Genomic DNA, 25,078 nt, shown 5'->3' on the forward strand with positions numbered 1-25,078 from the left:
CAATTCCTTTTATTCTGCTAGTTCAAAACCCTCAGCTTCATCATCATGCATTTCAACTTCATTATCTTCTGCACCATGTGTTAGTCGTTTTAAAGGTTTAAGTAATAATATTACCAATATACCAAATAGAACAGTGAATATAGTGATACCTGAGAAGATAGCATATTCACCAAATTCAGATGCAGACTCTCCAATTACACCAGCAACTTTATTACCTAAACCTGTTGCTGCAAAATAAACACCCATCATTAATGAAGCATATTTTACAGGTGCTAATTTGGTAATAAAAGATAATGCTACAGGAGACGAACATAATTCTCCGATGGTATGAAATAAATAAGCTAATACCAACCAGTACATTGCAGAGCTTCCTTTAGAATTAAATTCTGCCGCAGCAAATATCATAAATACAAAACCAAGTCCCATTATCATAGTACCAACTGCCATTTTAAATAAAGAAGACGCTTCTTTACCTTTTAACTTACGTTTAGCCCAATAACCTGCTACCAACGTTGCGAATATGATTATAAATCCTGCATTTAAACCTTGAAACCATGTTGCTGGAATTTCCCAACCAAATAACATTCTATCTGTATTGGTTTTAGTATAAATACTCATTAATCCACCTGCTTGTTCAAATGCTCCCCAAAACACAATTACGATTAAGAAAGACAATAAAAGAACTAAATATCTATCCTTAGCGATTTGAGTTTCTAAATTTTTATAGATCATCATCATTATACCTGCTACAACTGCAATAAAAATATACAAGGCTGTATAGCCCCAACTATCTACACCATTATAAGTAAAACCTGCATAAACAGCGTAAGCCATGATTAATGCGACAATACCAAGATTAACAGGAGACTTTAATAAATCTCTTAATAATTTCCCTATAGATACATCATTGTTCTTATCTTCTGCTGTTGGCTTATTACCAACAGTAACTAAGTATTTCTGGCCATACATGTAAACAACTAAACCTAAAAGCATCGCAATTCCGGCAAGACCAAAACCATAATGCCAACCTATTTCCTCACCAACATAACCTACAATAAAAGTTGCTAGAAGTGACCCTAAGTTAATTCCGATATAGAAAATACTAAAACCTTTATCTCTTCTTATATCTCCAGGCTTATATAAACCTCCTACCATTGTAGAGATATTTGGTTTCAATAAACCAACACCCAAGATAATAAGTGCTAAACCAGTATAAAAAGCCCACATTTCATCGAATGCTAAAATTCCATGTCCTGCCACTAGTGTTAGAGCTCCATAAAGAACCGCTTTTTTTTGCCCTAAGTATTTATCTGCAATCATTCCACCAGGAATAGACATTACATAAACCAACATAGTGTACCACCCATAAAGCATAATAGACTTTGAATCTAACCAACCTAAACCTGGATTATCAGCAGTCGTTTTTTCAACTAAATAAAGGGTCAACAATGCTCGCATTCCGTAGTAGGAAAAACGTTCCCACATTTCAGTAAAAAATAATACATATAAACCTACTGGATGCCCAAAAAGTTCCTTTTGATGCGCTTGTTTAATTGCCGTTGACATAATTTTGTTAGTTAATGTTAGTTAGAATTTCTTGTAATAGCTTAAGATTTTACTCCTTAGACATTTCTATTTTATCACCTAAAGTTTTATTGATAAAATTGGTCATTTTTTTATATAAATGAAGTCTCGTATTTCCTCCATAAATTCCATGGTTCTTATCCGGATATATCATCCATTCAAATTGTTTGTCGGCTTGAATTAGAGCTTCAACCATACGCATGGTATTTTGTACATGCACATTATCATCACCAGAACCATGAATCAATAAAAAATCACCTTTAAGCTTATCAACATGGTTGATTGGTGAATTCTCATCATAACCACTTGGATTTTCTTGTGGTGTTGTCATATAACGTTCTGTGTAAATAGTATCGTAGAATCTCCAACTTGTAACAGGAGCAACAGCAATTGCCATTTTAAAGACATCATTACCTTTAAAAAGTGCATTACTACTCATAAAGCCTCCATAACTCCAACCCCAAATTCCTATTCTTTCTGCGTCAATATAATCGAGTTTACCAAGTTGCTTTGCTGCTTCAATTTGGTCTTCTACTTCGTACTTCCCTAATTCGTTTTGCGTTACCTTTTTAAAATCAGCACCTTTAAACCCTGTTCCTCTCCCATCGACACAAACAACAATATAGCCTTGTTGTGCCAGTAATTGATACCAATAATCATTTGCACTATTCCAACGGTTCGCTACTTGTTGAGAACCTGGTCCAGAATATTGGTACATAAACAATGGATACCTTTTATTAGCATCAAAATTTGCTGGTTTAAGTGTCCACATATTTAAATCATTTCCATTAACAGAAATTGTCTCGAACTCTTTTTTAGACATAATGTAGTTGCCTAATTGCTTAGCTAATTTTTTATTGTCCTTTATGTTTTTTACAATTTCACCATTTTTAGAATTCACTAAAGTATATTCATAAGGTGTTGATGCATTAGAAAACGTATTTATGAAGTATGTAAAATCTGCACTAAACGATGCGTTATTTGTTCCGTCTTTTTGAGTTAAACGCTTTTTACTTTTTCCATTTAATTTAATAGAATATACATCTCTGTTTATAGAACCATTTTCGGTAGATTGAAAATAAATGGTATTTGCCTTCTCGTTAAACCCATAATAATTGGTGACTTCCCAATTTCCTTTTGTTACTTGGTTAATTAATTTACCATCTTTAGCATAGTGATAGATATGGTTAAAACCATCTAATTCACTCGTCCAAATAAAACTATTATCTTCTAAAAACGTTAAATTAGAAGTAACATCAATATAGGCTTTATCCTTTTCTTCTAATACATTTTTTGAAGTCATTACTTTAGTATCAATCATCCAAAGGTCTAATTCATTTTGGTGACGATTCATAAACTGAACACTTAAAACATTAGCCTTATTTGTCCATTCTAATCTCGGAATATAAAAATCCTTATAAGACTTACTAACTTTTAAATCTGACACCTTGTTAGAACCAAAATCATATAAATGTAAAGACACCTTAGAATTTGCCTCACCTGCTTTGGGGTATTTAAACACGTGTTGCGTCTGGTATAAGTCAGAACCATAAACATCCATAGAAAACTCAGGCACATTAGTTTCATCAAACCTTATAAAAGCAATTTGATTACTATCAGCATTCCAATCAAAAGCTCTAACAAAAGCAAATTCTTCTTCATAAACCCAATCCGTAATTCCGTTTATAATTTTATTCTTTTCGCCATCTGTTGTCATTTGAGAAACCTTACCAGACTTTAAATCCTTAACATATAAATTATTCTCAAATCCATACGCTACTTTAGTTCCATCAGGAGACAAGGTTGGTTCTTGCACTAAATCATCAGATACTTTAGCTACTTTTTTTGTGGCGATATCATAAATATAGTATTCACCCAACGTAGAATGTCTAAAAACAGGTTGTGATTCTGTTGTTAAGATAATTTTAGATTCATCTTCATTAAAAGAATAATCAAAAAAACCTTGAATCTCTGCTATATCAGCCGATGAGATTAAGGTTTTTACTTTTTCTAAAGTTTTATAATCGTAAATATCTATTGTTGAAGTTCTATTCTGTCTATTAAAATTTAAAACCGAATACTGATTTCCGTTTGCCATAGAATGCAAAGCTTGCATACCTTCCGTTCTAAATTGACCACTCCAAATTTCTTGAAGTGTGATTTGTTTTTCTTGTGAAAAAACTAATGAAGTTATTAAAAAGCCAAAAATGGCAGCAAAGTGTCTCAAATTCATAAATTTTTTATTTCAATAAAGCAATGCCAAGTTTACTAAAAATTATGCAAAAAATCACTATTATTAACAGTAAATCGGCATTTACAATCGATTATGCACACATTTTGTGCCAATCCTAGTATCTTTGTTTTTACTAAAATTAAAACTAATATGCCAAACACTATTTCTGGCTTTTCAAAGCTTACTAAATCTGAAAAGATTGAGTGGCTTTTAGACTCTTATTTTACAGAAAAAGATAACGCAAGAACACTTGTGGAAAGTTATTGGAATTCTGACGAAAAACTTCAAAAACTCCACGATGAGTTTATTGAAAACACCATAACTAATTACTATTTACCTCTTGGTGTAGCTCCCAATTTTTTAATCAATGATACTTTTTATGCCATTCCTATGGCTATAGAAGAAAGTTCTGTTGTCGCTGCTGCAAGTAAAGCTTCTAAGTTTTGGCTAGAACGTGGTGGTTTTAAAGCCAAAGTAATATCTACTGAAAAAATTGGCCAAGTTCATTTTACTTACAAAGGCGATTTTAATAAACTTAAAGCGTTTTTTAAACATGTAAAACCAAAATTAATCAGTGATACAGCTTCCATGACTAAAAGCATGGAACGCAGAGGTGGTGGAATATTAAACATTAAATTACGAAACAAGTCTGAAGATTTACCTAATTATTATCAACTCCATGCTACGTTTGAAACCATGGATGCGATGGGAGCAAATTTCATCAATACTTGTTTAGAACAATTTGCAACGACCTTTAAATCTGAAGCGCTTCAATTTGAAGATTTTAATGACGAAGAAAAACATCTCTCGATTGTAATGAGTATCCTTTCTAACTTCGTTCCAAACTGTTTGGTGCGTGCTGAAGTATCTTGCAAAATTGAAGATTTAAAAAGTAAAGATATTCCTAATCCTGAAGAGTTTGCACAAAAATTTAAACAAGCCATTGATATCGCTAAAATTGAACCTTATAGAGCGGTAACACACAACAAAGGTATTATGAATGGTATTGATGCAGTTGTATTAGCAACAGGCAATGATTTTAGAGCCGTTGAAGCAGGTGTACACGCCTATGCTGCTAAAGACGGAAAATATACAAGCTTAACACATTGTTCTATTGAGAATGGCAATTTTAAATTCTGGATTGAAATTCCATTAGCGTTAGGAACCGTTGGCGGCTTAACGAGCATTCATCCCTTGGTTAAGTTTGCTTTGCAAATGCTACAAAAACCAACAGCAAAAGATTTAATGAAGATTGTAGCTGTTGCAGGATTAGCTCAAAATTTTGGAGCTGTTAAATCTTTGACAACTACAGGAATCCAGGAAGGACATATGAAAATGCACTTAATGAATATATTAAATCAGTTTGAAGCTACTGATATTGAAAAATCAGAACTCATAAAACATTTTAAAACCAATGTAGTATCCCATAGCTCAGTTGTTGACGCTATTGAAAACCTAAGAAAGTAATTGATTATTTACCTTTGAACACTAAAACTAAAACATATAGAAGCAACGGCAAACTATTACTAACTGCCGAATACGCTGTTTTAGATGGCGCAAAAGCTTTGGCTATACCAACTAAATATGGGCAGAGTTTAACGGTTTCTGGTAACGGTTCTAATCTTATAAATTGGAAAAGTTATAATGAACTTGGAGAGGTTTGGTTTGAAGATGTATTTTCTATTGAAAGCACTTCGACTGCGCTCAGTATGACATCAGCATTAAAAAATGACATTTCTAAGCGACTTATTGAAATACTAAAATCTACCAAAATTTTGAATCCAGGGTTTTTATCAAAAGATATAGGGTTCGATATTACAACGCATCAAGATTTTAATAGACTTTGGGGCTTAGGAACTTCTTCTACACTAATTAATAATATCGCGAATTGGGCAAATGTCGATGCATTTCAGTTATTAGAACAAACCTTTGGCGGTAGTGGTTATGACATTGCTTGTGCTCAAAATGATAAACCTATTACATTTCAACTTCTAGGTAATAAAAAACCATTTGTTGAGCCTATGGATTTTAATCCTGACTTTAAACAACACCTTTACTTTGTTTATCTTAATCAGAAACAAAATAGTCGTGATGGAATTTCGGTTTATAAAAAGTTAAATAAGATTAACAGTGAGATTATAAAAAACATTGACGACATTACAGAAGCCATGAGCACATGTAAGTCGCTCTTTGAATTTGAAAGCTTAATTGCAACTCACGAAACTATTATTGCCAACCTTATTCAGCAAGAACCAATTAAAACACGTTTGTTTTCTGATTATAAAGGTACTGTAAAAAGCTTAGGTGCTTGGGGAGGCGATTTCATTCTAGCAACCTCAAGTAACGACCCAACGGCTTATTTTAAGGCTAAAGGACTCAATACTGTGATTCCTTATGAAGCTATGACTTTATAGTTTTATACTGCAACAAGACTCCAAGAAACTTAATATTATTAAACTGCATAAAAAATGGCTTCACATTTCTGTAAAGCCATTTTATATTGTTTTAAAACAACCCGTTTAGTAAACCGTTTTTACTCTATTATCTTCAATCTCTGCTGATTTCTCTAATGCTTTAAATACTGCCGTTTGCGCTGCCGCTCTACGTTCATTATTTAATCTATTCATAATCGCAGAATAGTTATCTAATTTAGTTGCTTCAGTAATTTTAGTCACTTCTACAACGTAAACACCTTTTTCTCCATCAATTGGCTTAGATGTAGCACCTTCTGCTAAACCAAATGCTGCACCTACAACTTTAGGCTCAACACCTGCTCCAGAAAGCGTTGTGTTTTTTAATGTAATAGCTGCCGCAGTTCTAGGACTCTGACCTTGATTTTTTGCAATATCTGCTACAGTAGTACTCTTAATTTTCTCACGGATTAACTTAGCTTTCTTTTCATTTTTAATAATTGGTAAAGCTGTGATAGAAGCATCTTCTGTGCTCATTAATCCTTTTTCTTTTTTCTCAACTACTTTAGCAACAATAAATCCGAAATTAGAAATAGCAAAGTTTTTAAAATCACCTGTTTCTGTATCGTCATCAAAAGCCCAACGTACTACTTCTCTCTGACTTCCTAAGCCTGGAATGTTTTCATCTAAAGCTTTAAAAGAAATTGGCTTTACTGTTAAATCACGTTCTTTTGCTAATGCATTAAAATCACCACCTTTCGCTGAAATTTCGAACTTAGACATTTTATTAAATACATCTTGTAATGTAGCGTCTGAAGGTTCAATCTTATCTGCTATAGTTGCAATTTTTACAGTTTTATTAAAACTCTTTTGGTCTAATACTTCAATAACGTGGTAACCAAATGATGTTTGTACAACATCTACATCACCAACATTATTATCAAAAGCATAAGCTTTAAATTCTGGAGCCATACCTGCTCTGTAATCAAATTCTATTTCACCATCCTTTTCGTTACTTACTTTATCAGAAGACAACTCTAATAAATCTAAAAACTTAGTTCCGCTTTTAATTTTAGCTAAAATACTATCTGCAGTTTTCTTCGCTTCTTCTGGTGTTTTAGTTACAGACGCATCTGCTCTTTGACCACCAATGTTAGGAATTAAGATATGACGAACTTTTACAGAATCTGGCAATTGCTTAGTTGCAATTACTTTAGATAACTTATAGTATTCACCATCCTTATAAGGACCGTAATAGTCACCAACATTTAATTTTAATAAAGTATCTTTTGCTACTGCTGGTAATTCTGCTGCTCTTAAAAATGCGTCGTTATATTTAATATCTGAATTAGTATTCACAAATTCTTCTACATCTGTAGCAGAATCAAATCCTAAAATTGTTTCAGTATTTTTACTGCTTTCGTTGTACTCTGGTCTATCAGCTTTTAATTTTAACAAGTCAGCTTTAATCTTATCCTCATCTGCTTTAGAAGCAACTTCCTTAAACTCTACATAAACAACTTCTCTACTAGCTTCAGCTTCGTATGCGTCTTTATGATTATTAATATAAGCTTGAATATCACTTTTAGTTACATTTACTAAACTATCTGCGATAGACGTATAAGGAACTTGTACGTAACGAACATCAACTGTTCTAGCGTCACCAAAATAATCGGCTTCTGCTTCAGCTATTGTTGTACTAATACCAGCTTTAATCATATTATAATAAGTCTGTTGTACAGAGTTTGCAGCAATTGATTGCTCATTGTTTGTCCAACTATCATAATTAACTAAAAAGTTCCCTAAAGGTGCCGTTTCTCCTTTAAGGTCTCTTAAGTTTGAAATAAATGCATTTAAACGATTCACATCAAAATTTCCATTTTCATCCTGAAATTCTGGATATGAAGAAAAACTAGTTTTCAATAAATCTCTCATTTCATCTTTTTCAACAGACAATCCTAATTTATCAAATTCAGATTGTAATACAATTTTACGAAGCTCTTGGTTGTAAATTGTATTCATAGATTGTGTAGACGTTTGTCTTCCACCAGAAGCATCTTGGTAGCTTTTTACTTTTTGTTGAAACTCAGTACGATTGATGTCTTGTCCATTAATCGTAGCAACGACGTCTTGTGAACCTCCTGAAAACACGGAAGAGTTCTTAAATAAATCTCCAATAACAAAAGCAAATAATGCCATCGCTATTACAAAAATTAATATCAGTGAACGTTGTCTAATTTTATTTAAAACTGCCATAGTCTTTTATGTATTGTGTATTTTGGTGTAAATAAGTCTGCGAAAATAGTATATTCTTGTAAATAATAAAAGGAGTAACGCAGTTTTTATAAGTGAAGGCTTTGTATTAATCTACTTCGAGGATTTTAAGCAGCACTTCATCTATTTTTGTTGAAGAAGCTTCCGTAATAGTAAACTTAAAATTATCTATTACAACATCGTCCTTTTCTCTAGGGATTTCTTGAGTAGCATTCACAATTAATCCACCTAAAGTTTCATAATTTTCGCTTTCCGGAAGGTTTAATTTATAGGTTTCATTGACGTAATCTACTTCTAATCTTGCCGAGAACTTGTATGTTTTATCATCGAGCTGCTCTTCAATCATTTCAATAGTATCATGTTCATCTTCTATCTCACCAAATAATTCTTCAATAATATCTTCAACCGTCATAATACCAGATGTTCCACCATACTCATCAATAACAACTGCTATACTTTTGCGCTTTTTTGTTAAGATATTTAAAACATCCTTGATAAAAATAGTTTCTGGCACAAATCCAACCGGAATAATTATAGATTTTATTGATTTTGGTTTTTTAAACAATTCAAATGAATGTACATAACCTAGAATATCATCTATAGTGTCTTTATAAACAATAATTTTTGTTCTACCAGATTCAATAAACAGCTGCCTAAGGTTTTCTATAGATTCTGAAATATCAACAGCAGTAATTTCCGTACGAGGCACCATTACTTCGCGTGCTTTCACATCTGAAAACTCCAATGCATTCTGAAAAATTTGAATTTCACTATCCACTTCTTCGTAATCTTCAACAGATTCCATTTGTTCACTAATGTAATTACCTAGCTCAACTTTTGTCATTGCCAACACCACATCCTCCCCTTCTGCCTTAAAAATATATTTTAAAACAGCATCTGATATCCAAATTACAAAATCTGATATCCAAGAAAACAAGACATAAAATACATACGTTGGAAACGCTAAAATCTTTAAAAGAGAGTTAGCATAAATCTGAAAAAATACTTTTGGTAAAAATTCTGCTGTAATTAAAATAACTAAAGTAGAAATTACAGTTTGGGTCAGTAGTTGTAAATCAGTAATCAAATACGTTAAGGTTGTACTATCTGAAGGCAACATAGATTGAAACCAACGCACCAAAACGTCTCCCATTTTAAACCCATAAATAACCAAGGCAATATTATTACCTATAAGCATCGTAGCAATGTATTTGGAAGGTCTTGCTGTAAGTTTACCTAATATTTTGCCTAAAAAATCACCTTGCTTCTTTTCTAATTCTATATGAATTTTATTAGCAGACACATAAGCGATTTCCATACCAGAAAAAAAGGCTGAAAGTATAAGGGTGCTTATAATTATGACTATTTCAGCAGTCATAAATTATTTATTGTTACGGTCTTCAAACTTTTTGCTAAAACGCTTTCTAAAGAAAAACATAAACGCAGCTAATGCAACAAAAACTAAAGACATGTATGCACCATTTCTATTATCTGACCACTTTGTAATAGCATCATATAGAAACAATACTGCAAAAACAATATAAGCGTAATGAAAAATCTTCTGTATTTTCATATGTTAAGTAAAATATTTATTGTGCAAAGGTAACTAATTATCGAGTTCAAATTCACCACCCATTTCTAACATTTGAAAGTTTTTGAAATTTTTATCAGCGTCAAAACCTATTCCATATAAAGGTCCAATAGCACGTTTAAATAACCATTTCTCATTAGTAAAAAGCCACTCTAACTTTTGATTGTAGTATAATTGATCCGTAAACAAAGTATCCTTTTGCTGAGTAGCAATCTTTACATTGCCTTGTAAATCTATAATATCTGTATCATTATAGACTATTGCGTAGTCTGCAGTTATAGTCGTTTTGTTGTAGTCTTCATCATAAGTCCTTAACTCAATACCACTTGGGAATTCCGAAAATGGAAAATTTCTATTTGAGTAATCTAGCATATTCGGGCTTATTAGATTTGCTAAAACCCTTACGGTATCGTCTGCAATCTCAGTATATTTTAAATCAATATTTACAGCCTCACTTATAGGCTTGTTTTGCAACACACCTACTTTTTGAACCTCGTTAAAATCGTTGGTACACGAAAAAAACAAAGTCACAACAATTGCTGTGACTAGGTTTCTTATGATATGTAAATAATATGCTGTCATTAAATACTTGGGACAGTTACGGAACGTCCTATCCAACATCCAATCTTAATAACTGTACCAGAACAGCTACAAGAAAAGATATCTGATTTAGAAGGTGCACTACCTCTATAACTAGCAGCAGTTTTTGCAGCTGTAGACCTTAATCTACCATCTACTCTACCTGCTTTTTCAGCTTCATTAGCAGCTAACCAAAATACTGCTCTTTTATTAAAGTTTGTATCTCCACAGTTATTAGCACTCTTTGCATACATTGCTGCAATTTGTAAATGTGGTGAACCATCTGAAGGATTCAATTTTAAAGCCTCATTGTAATACTGTCTAGCTTTACCATAGCTGCCTTTAGATTTAAGTTCGTTAGCTAAACCTTTATACAATTTTGCCTTTTTTAAAGGGTCCGTTGATAAAGCTATAGTTTGATCTAAATACTTTTGCTCACCAGTTAATAAGTAAAGGTAATATGCAGTATCTGCACTTGGCTCAATTGTATTTTTTTGTTGAACTAATTTTAAGAATAATGGATCTTCTTTACAACCTTTAGCATACATTCTGTTCATTGCACGTTGTAACCATACACCATTCTCTTTATTTTCATCAAAATCCTTTTCGTATAATGGAACTAGAACCTCGCAAGTTGCTCTCTTACCAAGCTTTTGATCCATACTAGGTAATATCTTAGTCTCAAAAGCATCGATATAAGATTCGTAACTAGCCTTACGTTGTGCTTCTTTTTTTGTTAAGGTTTCTCCTGCCTCTTCTTTTTCAGCATATTTGTTAAGCTTTAAAGTATTACTATCAATAATATTTTCAATTATTTCGTTAACATCATCATACTTATCAAACATTTGTTGCGCTGATAATTTCCCTGCATCATATAAATCAACAGCTAAAGAAAAGTAAGAATATAATCCTTTTGCATCTGTAAAGTTTTTAGCATCTTTTGTATAAGCATCGTCAAACATTTGATAAACTTGCTCATCTGTCATACCAAGCGCTTTTTTGTACTTATTCGCAATATTAGCTTTATCTACAGTTATTTCAGCGAAATCATATTTAGACTCAAAATGCTCTCTACTCTCATCGTATAATAACATTAAATCTTTAATATGTGCTAATTGATCAGCTCCTGTTGAGTTTTCGATTTTATGTTTTAAGATTTTTTCTCCATGTACATAGATTGCTCTATTAAACTTTGGACATTTTTCTCTAACGATTTTCCATGGCCCATATGCTTCATCATACTTTTTACTTTTCACGTAACCATCAAAAAGTGAAAGGTTATTCATGCACTCCTCTTGGTTATCTTCTTGAGCAAAACCCAAGTTAACACTCATTAATAGGGCAAAAAATAGTATTGTAATTCTCGTCTTCATCTTTAGTTAATTTTATTAGTAATATTTTTTTTGTTCAAACCATCTAGAGTTTAAAGATAAACTTACATTGAAGTTTACAAAATTCTCTAAGATTAAATTTTGTTCTCTTGTTCCTCTTCTTCCAAATTCAAAGCCAAAATTAGCATTAGAAAACAAATTACGAGGTCCAACTGGTAATCCTAGTCCAAAAGATATGCCAAACTCATTAATTGGTTCATCTTTTATTACTAAACCTGTGTTTTCATATTTAATACCTGCTCTATATACCACTCTTTTAAAATACCCAGAAAAAGCATTATAGTTAGGAATATAGAATCCTCCAAGAGAAATTTCAGATGAATTCTCGAAAGTAGTTGCAACGTTTGGAAAAACTGGATTAGAAAAATCACTTGTGCTTTGGAAGGTATACTCTGTACCAACAAACCAAGATTTTGGTTGACCAATACCTAAACCTATTGTAAACTTAGAAGGTAAAGTAAGTTTCGTATCTTCAAGATCAGATTCAATAGTATTAGATAGACCTATAACCTCATAATCGGTATCTAAAGTCACTGTAGAAAATCTTCTAATATTCTCAGAATTTAATTTACTCTCTGGTGTGTATGTTGCCGTTGCCGATAATTCTAATTTATCTGTAATTTTTGTTTTATAAGCTACACCAAAATTTAAATTTAGACCTCTTAAATCAGATCTATTAAACTGTCTTGTTTGATACTGCACAACATCGCCTTCTGATGTATATGCTACTTCTATTGCCGTATTTTGAATATTACCAAAATTGTAATTAAAATCAACACCAATGCTTAATTTATCATTGACCTGATAGCCTAAACCTGCAAAAACTCTGTTTATACCACCTTCTCCATTAAAACGATTAACTAAAACATCGTCATCATTAACATCATCTAATCGGTAACCAACGGAAGTATATGGCATTAAACCAAAGCCAAATCCAAATTTACCAACTGGCACAGATAGCGCTAAATAATCGAAAATTGTACTATTAGTATTCGCTTTTTCAGAATCGCTTCTCAAAGTACTACTAGACGTTGTACCTGCGACAGAAAACTTCACTGGTCTACTTTCACCTCTAAAATTTGAAGACTCCAAGTTTTTACCAGCATAAGAAGCCGGATTGCTTAAATTTAAGTGAATACTATCTAAGTAAACACTCATTCCTCCCATACTTCGGTTTTCTACAGTTCCTTTAAATTTAAGACTTCCAATACCATAAAATGAATATGGAGAACCTGTTCCTTGTTGCGCAAACGCAGCAGAACTAATAATTGTAATGCAAATTACAATGAATCGTTTTATCATTATTTTGAATTATATTCTAGAATAAAATTCAAACCTTCTAAAAGAAAATCTGAATTGGCAAAGATGGTATTTTTTAATTGGTTAAACAAAAATTTAGTATCACCACCTGTTAAAATAATTGTTAAATCTGAATAATTTACTAAATATTGATCAATTATTCCATCTAATTCCTTAATAACACCATTAACAACACCTGAATGAATTGAAGATTCTGTTGAGTCACCAATTAAATTCTTTGGCATTTGTGTCTCTAATAACGGAAGATTAGCTGTTAAATTATTTAAAGTTTTGTAGCGCAATCTAATACCAGGTGATATTGCACCTCCTATATATTGATTTCTTTTTGTAATAAAATCATAGGTAATACATGTACCTGCATCTATTATCAATACATTTTTATCAGAAAATTGATCAACCGAAGCACTTACGAGAGCTATACGATCTACACCTAAAGTTTTTGGCGTTGCATATAAATTATCAAAAGGCAATTTTGTTTCAGAACTAAGCTCTATGATTGGTAAATCGGATTCAATTAATATAACATCCTCCTTTGACAAATGACCAACAGACGAAATAATGGCTTTTTTTATTTCCGGATAGTCCTTTTTTAGCTTTTTATATCGCTTTTTAAACTCATTTAGCTTAAAACTTAACTTATATATTAAAATTCCGTTTTCAAAAACGGCAAATTTAACATACGTATTTCCCACATCTACAATAAGATTCATATCTATTTTCTAAGTTACAAATTTATAAAATCAAATTTTATCAAATTCTTTTTGCTTATATAAAAAATGCATTTATATTTGCACCCGCTTAATTAAGCAATTGGTGCCTTAGCTCAGTTGGTAGAGCAAAGGACTGAAAATCCTTGTGTCCCTGGTTCGATTCCTGGAGGCACCACCATCAAAAACCCGATTCATCTGAATCGGGTTTTTTGGTTTACAAGATTAAACACTTCTTATTTCATCCCGAAAAGCTATTAAAATCAAGCCTTAAGCAGATTCTAACCTATGTAAATAGATTTAATTAAATCATCATATTAATTACTTTTACTAACACCTTTAGTTCAAAAACATCAAAATATAACTCAGTTAAAACCTTGTTACTTTATCCTTCTTGCTGAATTCTATTTCTAAATAACACCCTTCAAAAGAAACTATTTATGAATCTTTTTATCCTTAACCAGATAACATTGCTGGTGTTGCAACCGTCCTAAAGCCCATATGGTCTGACCCAGAATCTATTGAAACTCCCATTTTAGCAGAAATCCTAAAACTGGCACAATATGAAGCATTACATAAAAAAGAGCCTCCTTTCATTACATATTCTATTTGATAAGGATTATTTGGATTATAATGTTCCTCTGCTCCTTCTGGATTTATAATAGGTTTAGACATACCTAATTCGCTATAATAATTTACATTAAAAAAATCATTAGTAATTTCCCATACATTTCCAGCCATATCGAATAAACCAATACTGTTTGGAGGATAAGATTTTACTGGAGCAATAAATTCAAAACCGTCTTTAGAATCATTATTAATTGGAAAAACACCTTGCCATGTATTTGCATTAAAATCTAATTTTGAAGCATCATTTCCCCAAGTAAAAATAGTGTTTGAATTTTTTCCTTGAGCTGCAGACTCCCATTCAGCTTCTGTTGGCAAACGTCGGTTTGCCCATTTGCAATATGCTAAAGCATCTTGATAAGCCACATGAACTACTGGGTAATCATCTTTACCTTCAATACCAGATTCTGGACCTTCAGGATGTCTCCAGTTAGCTCCGGTTTTCCAGGTCCACCATTGCCCATAGTTGTCCATATTTACAAAAGCATTTACACTTTTATTAAAAATTAAACTTCCAGGTTGTAAAATAGAATCATGAGGCTTTAGTGTATTGGTAGGAAGTTCTTTTTTCATCTCTTCCCAATCAATCTCTCTTTCTGCAATAGTTATATAATTTGTAGCTTCTACGAACGTCTTAAACTGAACGTTTGTAACTTCAGTAATATCTATAAAAAAGCCATCAACCGTTACCATATGAGCAGGTTTTTCTCTCGGCATGGCATATTTATCAGACTCTTTAGCGCCTTGTAAAAAAGTTTTTCCTTCAACCCAAATCATACCATCAGGGACTTCTATTTTCGAAATTATTTCGGACTCAGAGGCTTTATTTCCGCTTTCGTTTTTACAACTATAAAAAAATAAAAGAACAAAAAAGATGATAGAAAAATAAGATAATTGCTTTTTTATGTTCTGATAATACATACTATTTTAATTTTAAGGAGAATAATTCAAAATCTTGTTCTTTTTGAAAGAATGAGCAATGAAAACTAAAAATATAAGGAATTTTAAATATTCTGTGATAATATTAATATTATTAAACACTAATATTTAAAACCGAATGCTTTTTTGTTTTTTTTTATTATAAATTTAAGATTCTAAAAAATATTATCTAATATTTGAATTAACAATATGAATATAAAAGTCATTAATATCATTTCTAAAATTCGCTTCGTGATTATTTCACGAAGCCAAGGAATGCTATGATGAATTAAAACATAAATTTAATTTAAGCCTTCCTTTAACTGAAAGGCTTTTTTTATGCAAATAATTAATATACTTGGACATCATATAATTACTAATTTAAAATACTCAATATCAGATAATTAAATAAATGTCAAGGCTATTGAATTTAGATTTAGAAATAGAATAACAATCTATAAACATAGCATAAAAAGTAATTTAGTTTCAGCAAATCAATTTTGCCAAAATAAAACTATGAGTCAATTAAACAAATACAGCAAAACAGTTACACAGGATCCAACGCAACCAGCAGCACAAGCAATGCTACATGCTATTGGATTAACAAAAGAAGATTTTTTTAAACCAATCGTTGGTATAGCAAGTACAGGTTACGAAGGTAATCCATGTAATATGCACCTAAATGACTTGGCTAAACTCGTAAAACAAGGCACAAAAAACGAAGATGTCATTGGCTTAATCTTTAATACTATTGGTGTAAGTGATGGTATTTCTATGGGAACACCAGGAATGCGCTACTCATTACCTTCTCGTGATATTATTGCAGATTCTATGGAAACTGTTGTGCAAGCTATGAGTTATGATGGCTTAATTACAGTTGTAGGCTGTGACAAAAATATGCCAGGTGCTTTAATGGCTATGATTCGTTTAAATCGCCCTTCAATATTAGTTTATGGAGGCACAATAGATTCTGGTTGTCATAATGGTAAAAAATTGGATGTTGTTTCTGCTTTTGAAGCTTGGGGAAGCAAAGTTGCTGGTACAATGGATGAAACAGAATACCAAAATATCGTCGAAAAAGCATGTCCTGGAGCAGGTGCTTGTGGTGGAATGTATACTGCAAACACTATGGCTTCTGCTATTGAAGCTTTGGGAATGACATTACCATTCAACTCATCCAACCCTGCATTAAGTGATGCTAAAAAAGAAGAATCCGTAAAAGCTGGTGAAGCTTTACGTTTATTATTAGAAAAGGATATTAAGCCTTCCGATATAATTACAAGAAAGTCATTAGAAAATGCGGTAAGATTAGTTACCATTTTAGGTGGTTCAACAAATGCTGTACTGCACTTTTTAGCAATTGCAAGAGCTGCTCAAATAGATTTTACACTAAAAGATTTTCAAGATATTAGCGATAACACACCATTTTTGGCGGATTTAAAGCCTAGTGGAAAATATTTAATGGAAGATGTTCATGCGGTTGGTGGAATTCCTGCAGTATTAAAATATCTTTTGAAGAAAGGCATGATTCACGGAGATTGTTTAACCGTAACAGGAAAAACAATTGCTGAAAATTTATTAGATGTACCAGACTTAAAAGAAGGTCAAGATGTTATCAAACCTATTGAGAAACCTATAAAAATTTCAGGACACTTAAGAATGCTATATGGAAATTTAGCAACAGAAGGTAGTGTGGCTAAAATTACAGGAAAAGAAGGCTTATGCTTTAGAGGTAAAGCTAAAGTTTTTGAAGGTGAATATGCAGCAAACGATGGAATTAGAGATGGAAAAGTGGAAAAAGGTGATGTCGTCGTCATTAGGTATGAAGGTCCAAAAGGTGGACCAGGAATGCCAGAAATGCTTAAACCAACAGCTGCAATTATGGGAGCAGGTTTAGGAAAAGATGTTGCTTTAATTACTGATGGTAGATTCTCTGGCGGAACTCATGGTTTCGTAGTGGGACACATAACACCAGAAGCACAGGAAGGTGGCACAATCGCAGTCGTTAAGGATGGAGACATAATTACTATTGACGCTGAAACCAATTCAATATCATTAGAAGTTTCAGAAGTAGAACTGCAAAAAAGACGTCAAAAATGGACAGCACCAGACTTAAAGTTTGAGCGTGGTGTTTTATATAAATATGCAAAAACAGTTTCGTCAGCATCTAAAGGATGTGTTACTGATGAATTCTAAAATAAAGAGTAAATGAAAGAAACTCAAACTATAAACAACAACTCTAAAAGTACTGAAACTACTGAACGTATTTCTGGTAGTGAAGCAGTTATTAAGTGCTTATTAGCTGAAGGTGTTGAAATCCTTTATGGTTATCCAGGAGGAGCAATAATGCCTGTCTATGATGAATTATACAAATACCAAGATAGAATTCATCATGTATTAACACGTCATGAACAAGGTGCAACACATTCTGCTCAAGGTTATGCTCGTATATCTGGTAAAGTTGGTGTTACTATTGCAACTTCGGGACCGGGAGCTACAAACCTAATTACAGGTATTGCAGATGCACAAATAGACTCAACTCCAATGGTCTGTATTACAGGCCAAGTGGCTTCTCATTTATTAGGTAGTGATGCGTTTCAGGAAACAGATATTGTTGGAATTTCAACTCCAGTTACCAAATGGAATCATCAAATAACTAAGGCTTCAGAAATTCCTGAAGTGATGGCAAAAGCTTTTTATATTGCAAGAAGTGGTCGTCCAGGACCAGTTTTAATAGATATTACTAAAGATGCTCAGTTTGAAGAGTTCGATTTTAAATACGAAAAATGTAAAGGCGTAAGGAGTTACAATCCGATTCCAAAATTAGATAATACGTCTGTTGAAGCCGCCGCAAAACTTATTAATGCTGCTAAAAAACCTATGATAGTATGGGGACAAGGTGTTTCCCTAGGTGAAGCTGAAGCACAATTTAAAGCAGTAGTAGAAAAAGCAGGAATACCTTCTGCTTGGACTATTTTAGGCGCAGGAGCAATTCCAACATCGCACCCTTTAAATATTGGCATGGTTGGTATGCACGGAAATTATGCGCCAAATGTACTAACCAACGAATGTGATGTTTTAATTGCAATAGGTATGCGTTTTGACGATCGTGTTACTGGTAATTTGGCAACCTATGCTAAGCAAGCGAAGGTGATTCATTTTGAAATAGATCCTGCAGAAATAGATAAAAACGTAAAAACTGAAGTTGCAGTTTTAGGAGACGCAAAAGAAAGTTTAGCAGCCTTGTTGCCGCTTTTAGAAGAAAAAACATATCCTGAATGGCATCAGAAATTTAAAGATTTATATGCTATTGAGTATGAAAAAGTAATAAAAGACGATTTGCATCCTACAAAAGAAGGATTAACAATGGCTGAGGTTTTAAAAGAAATTAATATACAAACTAAAGGCGATGCTGCTATAGTTACAGATGTTGGTCAACATCAAATGATTGCATGTCGTTATGCTAATTTTAATAAAACCAGAAGTAATATTACATCTGGAGGTTTAGGCACAATGGGCTTTGGTCTACCTGCTGCTATTGGAGCAAAAATGGCTGCACCAGAACGTGAAGTTATTTCAATTTCTGGAGATGGTGGTTACCAAATGACTATTCAAGAATTGGGTACCATTTTTCAACAAAAAGTACCAGTAAAAATTGTGGTTTTAAACAATGAGTTTTTAGGAATGGTTAGACAGTGGCAAGAACTATTTTTTGATAGACGTTATGCGTCTACCGAAATGACAAACCCAGACTTTGTTGCTATTGCAAAGGGCTATTCTATTGAAGCTAATAAAGTAACAAAACGAGAAGACCTAAAAGACGCAGTAGAAAAAATGATAAACACAGATGGCCCTTATTTTTTAGAAGTTTGTGTTGAGAAAGAAGGAAAGGTTTTTCCAATGATACCTACAGGAGCATCAGTTTCAGAAGTAAGATTAGAGTAATATGAGCACAGAAAAACAACTATTTACAGTATCAATTTATACTGAAAACAATATCGGATTGTTGAATAGAATTTCAGCAATCTTTCAACGAAGGCATATAAATGTAGAGAGCTTAAACACTTCACCTTCAGAAATTGAAGGTGTTTCTAGATTTACTATCGTCGTAAATATGACTGAAGATAATATCAAAAAAATCATTGGTCAAATAGAAAAACAAGTCGAAGTTATTAAAGCATACTATCATACTGAAGAAGAAATTATTTATCAAGAATCTTGCATCTTTAAAATGAAATCAGGTTTATTATTTGATGAACGTGAAATTCAAAATATAATAAAAGAAAGCAATGCAAGAATTGTAACCGTAAATCGAGATTTTTTTGTGATTGAAAAATCAGGACGTAAAGAAGAAATCGAATTACTACACAGAGAATTAAGTGTCTTTGGTATTATGCAGTTTACACGTTCAGGACGCATTTCAATAACTAAAGACGAAATGAAAATTTCAACAATGCTTCAAGCATTTCAAGATTAATAAAAATTTATAAACCAAAATAGGTTTAAAAAACAACTAGAAACAATGTCAAATTATTTTAACACATTACCATTAAGAGAACAATTAGAGCAATTAGGAAAGTGTCGTTTTATGGATGCTTCAGAATTTGAAGATGGTGTAAACGCTTTAAAAGGAAAGAAAATAGTAATCGTAGGTTGTGGTGCACAAGGACTTAATCAAGGTTTAAACATGCGCGACTCTGGCTTAGATATTTCTTACACACTAAGACAAGTTGCTATTGACCAAAAACGTGAATCTTACAAAAATGCAACGTCAAACGGTTTTACAGTTGGTACCTATGAAGAATTAATTCCAACAGCAGATTTGGTTTTAAACTTAACACCAGATAAGCAACATACTAACGTGGTAAAAGCTGTGATGCCTTTAATGAAAAAAGGAGCTACATTAAGCTATTCTCATGGTTTTAATATTGTTGAAGAAGGAACAAAAGTACGCGAAGATATTACAGTTATTATGGTAGCACCAAAGTGTCCAGGAACTGAAGTACGTGAAGAATACAAACGTGGTTTTGGTGTACCAACACTAACTGCTGTACACCCAGAAAATGACCCAGAAGGTAAAGGTTGGGCTCAAGCAAAGGCCTATGCTGCCGCAACTGGAGGACATAGAGCTGGTGTTTTAGAATCATCTTTTATCGCTGAAGTTAAAAGTGATTTAATGGGAGAGCAAACCATTCTTTGTGGCTTATTACAGACTGGTGCTATTTTATCTTTCGACAAAATGGTTGAAGAAGGAATTGAGCCTGGTTATGCTGCAAAGTTAATTCAGTTTGGTTGGGAAACCATTACAGAAGCTTTAAAGCATGGTGGAATTACCAACATGATGGATCGTTTATCTAATCCTGCTAAAATAAAAGCATACGAACTATCTGAAGAACTTAAAGGTATTATGCGTCCATTATTCGAAAAGCATATGGACGATATTATTTCTGGTCATTTTTCTAAAACTATGATGGAAGATTGGGCTAATGACGATATTAACTTATTAACATGGAGAGCTGAAACGGGAGAAACTGCTTTTGAAAAAACGACTTTAACTCCTGATCATATTTCTGAACAAGAATATTTTGACAATGGTGTTTTATTAGTTGCTTTTGTAAAATCTGGTGTAGAATTAGCATTCGAAACCATGGTTGCTGCTGGTATTATTGAAGATTCTGCTTATTATGAATCTTTGCATGAATTACCATTAATTGCTAACACTATTGCAAGAAAGAAATTATTTGAAATGAACAGAGTAATTTCTGATACAGCTGAATATGGTTGTTATTTATTTGACCATGCCTGTAAACCATTATTAACTGATTTTATGAAAACAGTTGATACATCAATAATTGGTAAGCCGTTTTCAAAATCTACAGGTGTTGATAATATTGAATTGATTGCTGTTAATGATGCTATTAGAAATCACCCTATCGAAGAAGTTGGCCAACGTTTACGTGCTGCAATGACAGCTATGAAAGTTATAAAGACTGAAGACACAAAAGAATCTGTTTTAGCATAAATAATGCTTATCCTGTCAGATTAATTGGTGGCTGAGTGTTGTCTAAACCAAAAAACCTGGCAGGTAATTTTTCTAGAATAATATGATATTAGAAGTTGCAACTTTAAAAATAAAAGAAAATCTAGAACAGCAATTTGAATCTGATTTTTTAGAAGCAGGAAAATATATAAGTTCAATAAAAGGCTATAAAAGTCATTCATTAAGAAAATGTATTGAACAACGCAACAAATATATTTTACTTGTAGAATGGGAAACTATTAAAGACCACAGCATAGGATTTAGAACATCTGATGCCTATATTAAATGGAAAACACTTTTACATCATTATTATAATCCATTTCCAGTAGTTGAACATTACAAAACAATAATTGAAAATAAATAAAAGTCCCTTTCTAGGATTTATTAAATGGAAGAAACCAAAACTAAATACAGACCAACTATAGAAGCTATTGAAGCCGCTGCCGAAAAACTAAGAGGTATTGCTTCCGTAACACCTTTAGTTAAAAACGCAAGATATTCTAAACATTTTGGTGCCAATATTTATTTTAAAAGAGAAGATTTACAAGAGGTACGCTCATATAAGATAAGAGGTGCATATAACAAAATCTCATCTTTAAACTCAAATCAAATAGAAAATGGAATTGTATGTGCTAGCGCAGGAAACCATGCGCAAGGTGTTGCAATTTCATGTAAATTATTAAAAATAAAAGGCACTATTTTTATGCCTTCACCAACACCTAACCAAAAGATTGAACAAGTAAAAATGTTTGGTGAAGATTATGTTGATGTTATTTTAATTGGTGACACTTTTGACGATGCCTACGAAGCAGCAATGCAACAAAGTGAAGAATTAAATAAAACTTTTGTTCATCCATTTAATGACGAAAAAGTTATTGAAGGCCAAGCAACTGTTGGATTAGAAATTATAGACCAAGCTCAAGAACACCCAATTGACTATGTTTTTGTTCCTGTTGGTGGTGGCGGACTCGCAGCAGGTTTGTCTTCTGTTTTTAAATTATTATCACCTCAAACCAAAATTATTAGTGTAGAGCCAAAAGGTGCTGCTGCTATGTTAACCTCTATCAGAGCAAATAAAAACATTCAATTAGATTCTATAGATAGCTTTGTAGATGGAGCAGCCGTAAAACGCGTTGGTGATTTAAATTTTGCCATTTGTAAAGAAACATTACATCGTGTAGTTACGGTTGATGAAGGTAAAATTTGCCAAACTATTTTAGAGTTATATAATAAAGATGCCATTGTTGTTGAACCTGCAGGTGCATTAAGCCTTTCCGCTCTAGAGCAATTTGCAGAAGAAATAAGAGGCAAAAATGTAGTTTGCGTTATTAGCGGAAGCAATAATGATATCACCCGTACTGCCGAAATTAAAGAACGTGCACTACTCTACGCTAATCTAAAACACTATTTCATTGTTAAATTCCCGCAGCGAACAGGAGCTTTAAGAGATTTTGTAGTTGATATATTAGGACCTAATGATGATATTACTCATTTTGAATACACAAAAAAAGCAAATCGTGAAAACGATGTTGCCGTTGTAGGTTTACAATTAAAATCACCTGAAGATTTAGAACCTTTAATTACTAAAATGAAACAACATAATTTCTTTGGAGATTATTTAAATGACAAACCCGATTTATTTCAATTCTTAGTTTAAAACAGAAATCATGAATATCCCAGAACAGTTTCAAATCAAAACATTAGTCGACCAAAATACCTATTTAGTAGAAGGCGCATTAATACCATGGAGAGGCGAAACTTCAAAAGTATATTCAACAATTTCGTCAACTGAAGACTATGAGCCTACACTTCTAGGAACAATTCCTACTTTAGGAAAAAAAGAAGCTATTAGAGCACTAGACTCTGCTGTTTCTGCTTACAATAAAGGACAAGGCTTATGGCCAACAATGAAAGTGGTTGACAGAATTGCTTGCATGGAAAAGTTTGTAGAGCAAATGAAAATCAAGCGAGAAGAAGTCGTAAAATTATTAATGTGGGAAATTGGCAAAAACTTACCAGACTCTCAAAAAGAATTTGATAGAACAGTTGAATACATTTACGACACCATTGAAGACTACAAACAAATGGATCGTGATAGCGCTAAATTTGAAAAAAGCTCTGGCGTAAACGCACATATTAGAAGAGGTCCATTAGGCGTCGTTCTTTGTCTAGGTCCATACAACTACCCATTAAATGAAACCTTCGCATTATTAATTCCGGCTTTAATAATGGGAAATACAGCTGTTTTTAAACCTGCAAAACATGGTGTTTTATTAATTTCTCCATTATTAGAAGCATTTAGAGATAGCTTTCCAAAAGGTGTTGTTAATATTATTTACGGACGCGGAAGAACAGTTGCTGCACCAATTATGCAATCTGGAAAAGTTGATGTTTTAGCCTTAATAGGAAATAGTAAATCCGCAAACGCTTTACAAAACCAACACCCAAAAAGCAACAGACTGCGTTTGGTACTAGGTCTTGAAGCTAAAAATCCGGCTATTGTATTAAAAGATGCCGATTTAGATTTAGCAATAGATGAATGTATTGCCGGTACAACCTCATTTAATGGACAACGATGTACAGCATTAAAAGTATTATATGTTCATGAAGATATTGTGGAAGAATTCAATAAACGTTTTTCAGCAAAAGTAGATGCGCTAAAATTTGGAAACCCTTGGGAAGATGGTGCAAAATTAACGCCTTTACCAGAACCAGACAAACCAAATTATATTCAAGGCTTAATTAATGATGCTACAGAAAAAGGAGCAAAAGTAATTAATGCCAAAGGAGGAGAAACAACGGAAAACTATATTTTTCCTGCGGTGCTTTATCCTGTAACTAAAGATATGAGAGTTTTTCAAGAAGAACAATTTGGACCTGTAATACCAATAGTTCCTTTTAGTGATATTGACGAACCTTTAGATGATATGGCAGAATCTAACTATGGGCAACAAGTAAGCTTGTTTGGTAAAGACGTAAAAACATTAGCACCTTTAATAGATACACTTGTCAACTTAGTTTGTAGAGTAAATTTAAATAGTTCTTGTCAACGTGGACCAGATGTATATCCATTTACAGGACGAAAGGATTCAGCTGTTGGTACATTAAGTGTGCATGATGCGTTACGTTCATTTTCAATTAGAACCTTTGTTGCTTCTAAAGACAATGATTACAACAATACTATTCTAAAAGATTTATTAGACTCAAGAGCTTCAAATTTTGTAAGTACAGATTATATACTTTAACGAAAAGGGTCTTAAAGCATTTATCAATGAAAGATTTACAGTTTTAATTAATAGAATTAAGAATTTCGTAAAACTTTAAAAAAAGGACTGATTTTAAGACCATTATTAAATATTAATTCTAAATTTACAATATGTTAAGTCAAAAAAATAGAATCGAA

The 25,078-nt window shown here is 32.6% G+C and carries 19 protein-coding genes and 1 tRNA gene; 10 read left to right on the forward strand and 10 right to left on the reverse strand.

Translation table 11 applies throughout. The annotated features are described in order from the left end of the window. Window positions 1-9: 9 nt before the first annotated feature. The gene (locus Q0807_RS00740) at window positions 10-1,566 is read right to left on the reverse strand and encodes a peptide MFS transporter (protein ID WP_299105195.1); all 1,557 of its coding nucleotides are present in this window, start codon (window positions 1,564-1,566) and stop codon (window positions 10-12) included. A 49-nt stretch (window positions 1,567-1,615) separates the two neighbouring features. Then, on the reverse strand, window positions 1,616-3,817 hold the full coding sequence (locus Q0807_RS00745) for a S9 family peptidase (protein ID WP_299105197.1): 2,202 nt from the start codon (window positions 3,815-3,817) through the stop codon (window positions 1,616-1,618). 93 nt (window positions 3,818-3,910) lie between these two features. On the opposite strand from Q0807_RS00745, the gene Q0807_RS00750 reads away from it, so the two are divergent. Together Q0807_RS00750 and Q0807_RS00755 are read left to right on the forward strand one after the other, a co-directional pair. Then, a complete protein-coding gene (locus Q0807_RS00750; protein WP_299105199.1) occupies window positions 3,911-5,284 on the forward strand; it encodes a hydroxymethylglutaryl-CoA reductase, degradative in 1,374 nt (457 codons plus the stop codon). A 14-nt stretch (window positions 5,285-5,298) separates the two neighbouring features. Beyond that, the gene (locus Q0807_RS00755) at window positions 5,299-6,231 is read left to right on the forward strand and encodes a GYDIA family GHMP kinase (RefSeq protein ID WP_299105201.1); all 933 of its coding nucleotides are present in this window, start codon (window positions 5,299-5,301) and stop codon (window positions 6,229-6,231) included. Between the two features lie 105 nt (window positions 6,232-6,336). Here Q0807_RS00755 and Q0807_RS00760 read toward each other — a convergent pair whose 3' ends face one another. The 7 genes from Q0807_RS00760 to Q0807_RS00790 form a co-directional block, all read right to left on the reverse strand. Continuing rightward, window positions 6,337-8,484: a SurA N-terminal domain-containing protein gene (locus tag Q0807_RS00760; RefSeq protein ID WP_299105204.1), complete on the reverse strand. Its 2,148-nt coding sequence runs from the start codon at window positions 8,482-8,484 to the stop codon at window positions 6,337-6,339. A 106-nt stretch (window positions 8,485-8,590) separates the two neighbouring features. Further along, window positions 8,591-9,880 (reverse strand): hemolysin family protein, encoded by a 1,290-nt coding sequence (locus Q0807_RS00765; RefSeq protein ID WP_299105207.1) that lies wholly within the window; start codon window positions 9,878-9,880, stop codon window positions 8,591-8,593. 3 nt (window positions 9,881-9,883) lie between these two features. After that, window positions 9,884-10,075, reverse strand: coding sequence for a hypothetical protein (locus Q0807_RS00770; protein WP_299105210.1), 192 nt, complete (start codon window positions 10,073-10,075; stop codon window positions 9,884-9,886). A gap of 33 nt (window positions 10,076-10,108) precedes the next feature. Continuing rightward, on the reverse strand, window positions 10,109-10,675 hold the full coding sequence (gene lptC, locus Q0807_RS00775) for an LPS export ABC transporter periplasmic protein LptC (RefSeq protein WP_299105212.1): 567 nt from the start codon (window positions 10,673-10,675) through the stop codon (window positions 10,109-10,111). Continuing rightward, window positions 10,675-12,045 (reverse strand): tetratricopeptide repeat protein, encoded by a 1,371-nt coding sequence (locus Q0807_RS00780; protein WP_299105214.1) that lies wholly within the window; start codon window positions 12,043-12,045, stop codon window positions 10,675-10,677. Before Q0807_RS00780 ends, lptC begins: the two co-directional genes overlap by 1 nt. Before the next feature lie 15 nt (window positions 12,046-12,060). Then, a complete protein-coding gene (locus Q0807_RS00785; protein WP_299105216.1) occupies window positions 12,061-13,365 on the reverse strand; it encodes a hypothetical protein in 1,305 nt (434 codons plus the stop codon). Next, window positions 13,365-14,093, reverse strand: coding sequence for a type III pantothenate kinase (locus Q0807_RS00790; RefSeq protein ID WP_299105218.1), 729 nt, complete (start codon window positions 14,091-14,093; stop codon window positions 13,365-13,367). Before Q0807_RS00790 ends, Q0807_RS00785 begins: the two co-directional genes overlap by 1 nt. 102 nt (window positions 14,094-14,195) lie before the next feature. On the opposite strand from Q0807_RS00790, the gene Q0807_RS00795 reads away from it, so the two are divergent. Then, window positions 14,196-14,271: transfer RNA gene (locus Q0807_RS00795), tRNA-Phe, on the forward strand. A gap of 275 nt (window positions 14,272-14,546) precedes the next feature. On the opposite strand, the gene Q0807_RS00800 is transcribed toward Q0807_RS00795, so the two are convergent. Continuing rightward, window positions 14,547-15,638, reverse strand: a complete 1,092-nt coding sequence (locus Q0807_RS00800) for a formylglycine-generating enzyme family protein (protein ID WP_299105220.1) — start codon at window positions 15,636-15,638, stop codon at window positions 14,547-14,549. Between the two features lie 513 nt (window positions 15,639-16,151). Between Q0807_RS00800 and ilvD the strand changes: the two genes are divergently transcribed. From ilvD to Q0807_RS00835, 7 genes are all read left to right on the forward strand, one after another. Further along, window positions 16,152-17,831, forward strand: a complete 1,680-nt coding sequence (ilvD, locus tag Q0807_RS00805; protein ID WP_299105222.1) for a dihydroxy-acid dehydratase — start codon at window positions 16,152-16,154, stop codon at window positions 17,829-17,831. A gap of 12 nt (window positions 17,832-17,843) precedes the next feature. Continuing rightward, window positions 17,844-19,580 (forward strand): biosynthetic-type acetolactate synthase large subunit, encoded by a 1,737-nt coding sequence (gene ilvB, locus Q0807_RS00810; protein WP_299105224.1) that lies wholly within the window; start codon window positions 17,844-17,846, stop codon window positions 19,578-19,580. 1 nt (window position 19,581) lies between these two features. After that, window positions 19,582-20,112, forward strand: coding sequence for an acetolactate synthase small subunit (gene ilvN, locus Q0807_RS00815; RefSeq protein WP_299105226.1), 531 nt, complete (start codon window positions 19,582-19,584; stop codon window positions 20,110-20,112). A 45-nt stretch (window positions 20,113-20,157) separates the two neighbouring features. Beyond that, window positions 20,158-21,657 (forward strand): ketol-acid reductoisomerase, encoded by a 1,500-nt coding sequence (gene ilvC / locus Q0807_RS00820; RefSeq protein ID WP_299105228.1) that lies wholly within the window; start codon window positions 20,158-20,160, stop codon window positions 21,655-21,657. An 82-nt stretch (window positions 21,658-21,739) separates the two neighbouring features. Beyond that, window positions 21,740-22,039, forward strand: coding sequence for an antibiotic biosynthesis monooxygenase (locus Q0807_RS00825; protein ID WP_299105230.1), 300 nt, complete (start codon window positions 21,740-21,742; stop codon window positions 22,037-22,039). Window positions 22,040-22,063: 24 nt separating this feature from the next. Then, window positions 22,064-23,332: a threonine ammonia-lyase IlvA gene (gene ilvA, locus Q0807_RS00830; protein ID WP_299105232.1), complete on the forward strand. Its 1,269-nt coding sequence runs from the start codon at window positions 22,064-22,066 to the stop codon at window positions 23,330-23,332. 10 nt (window positions 23,333-23,342) lie between these two features. Next, entirely contained in the window at window positions 23,343-24,920 is a 1,578-nt protein-coding gene (locus tag Q0807_RS00835; protein WP_299105234.1) for an NADP-dependent glyceraldehyde-3-phosphate dehydrogenase, read from the forward strand. Window positions 24,921-25,078 lie beyond the last annotated feature (158 nt).

Source organism: uncultured Winogradskyella sp. (genome assembly GCF_947495255.1).
Classification (GTDB): Bacteria; Bacteroidota; Bacteroidia; order Flavobacteriales; family Flavobacteriaceae; genus Winogradskyella.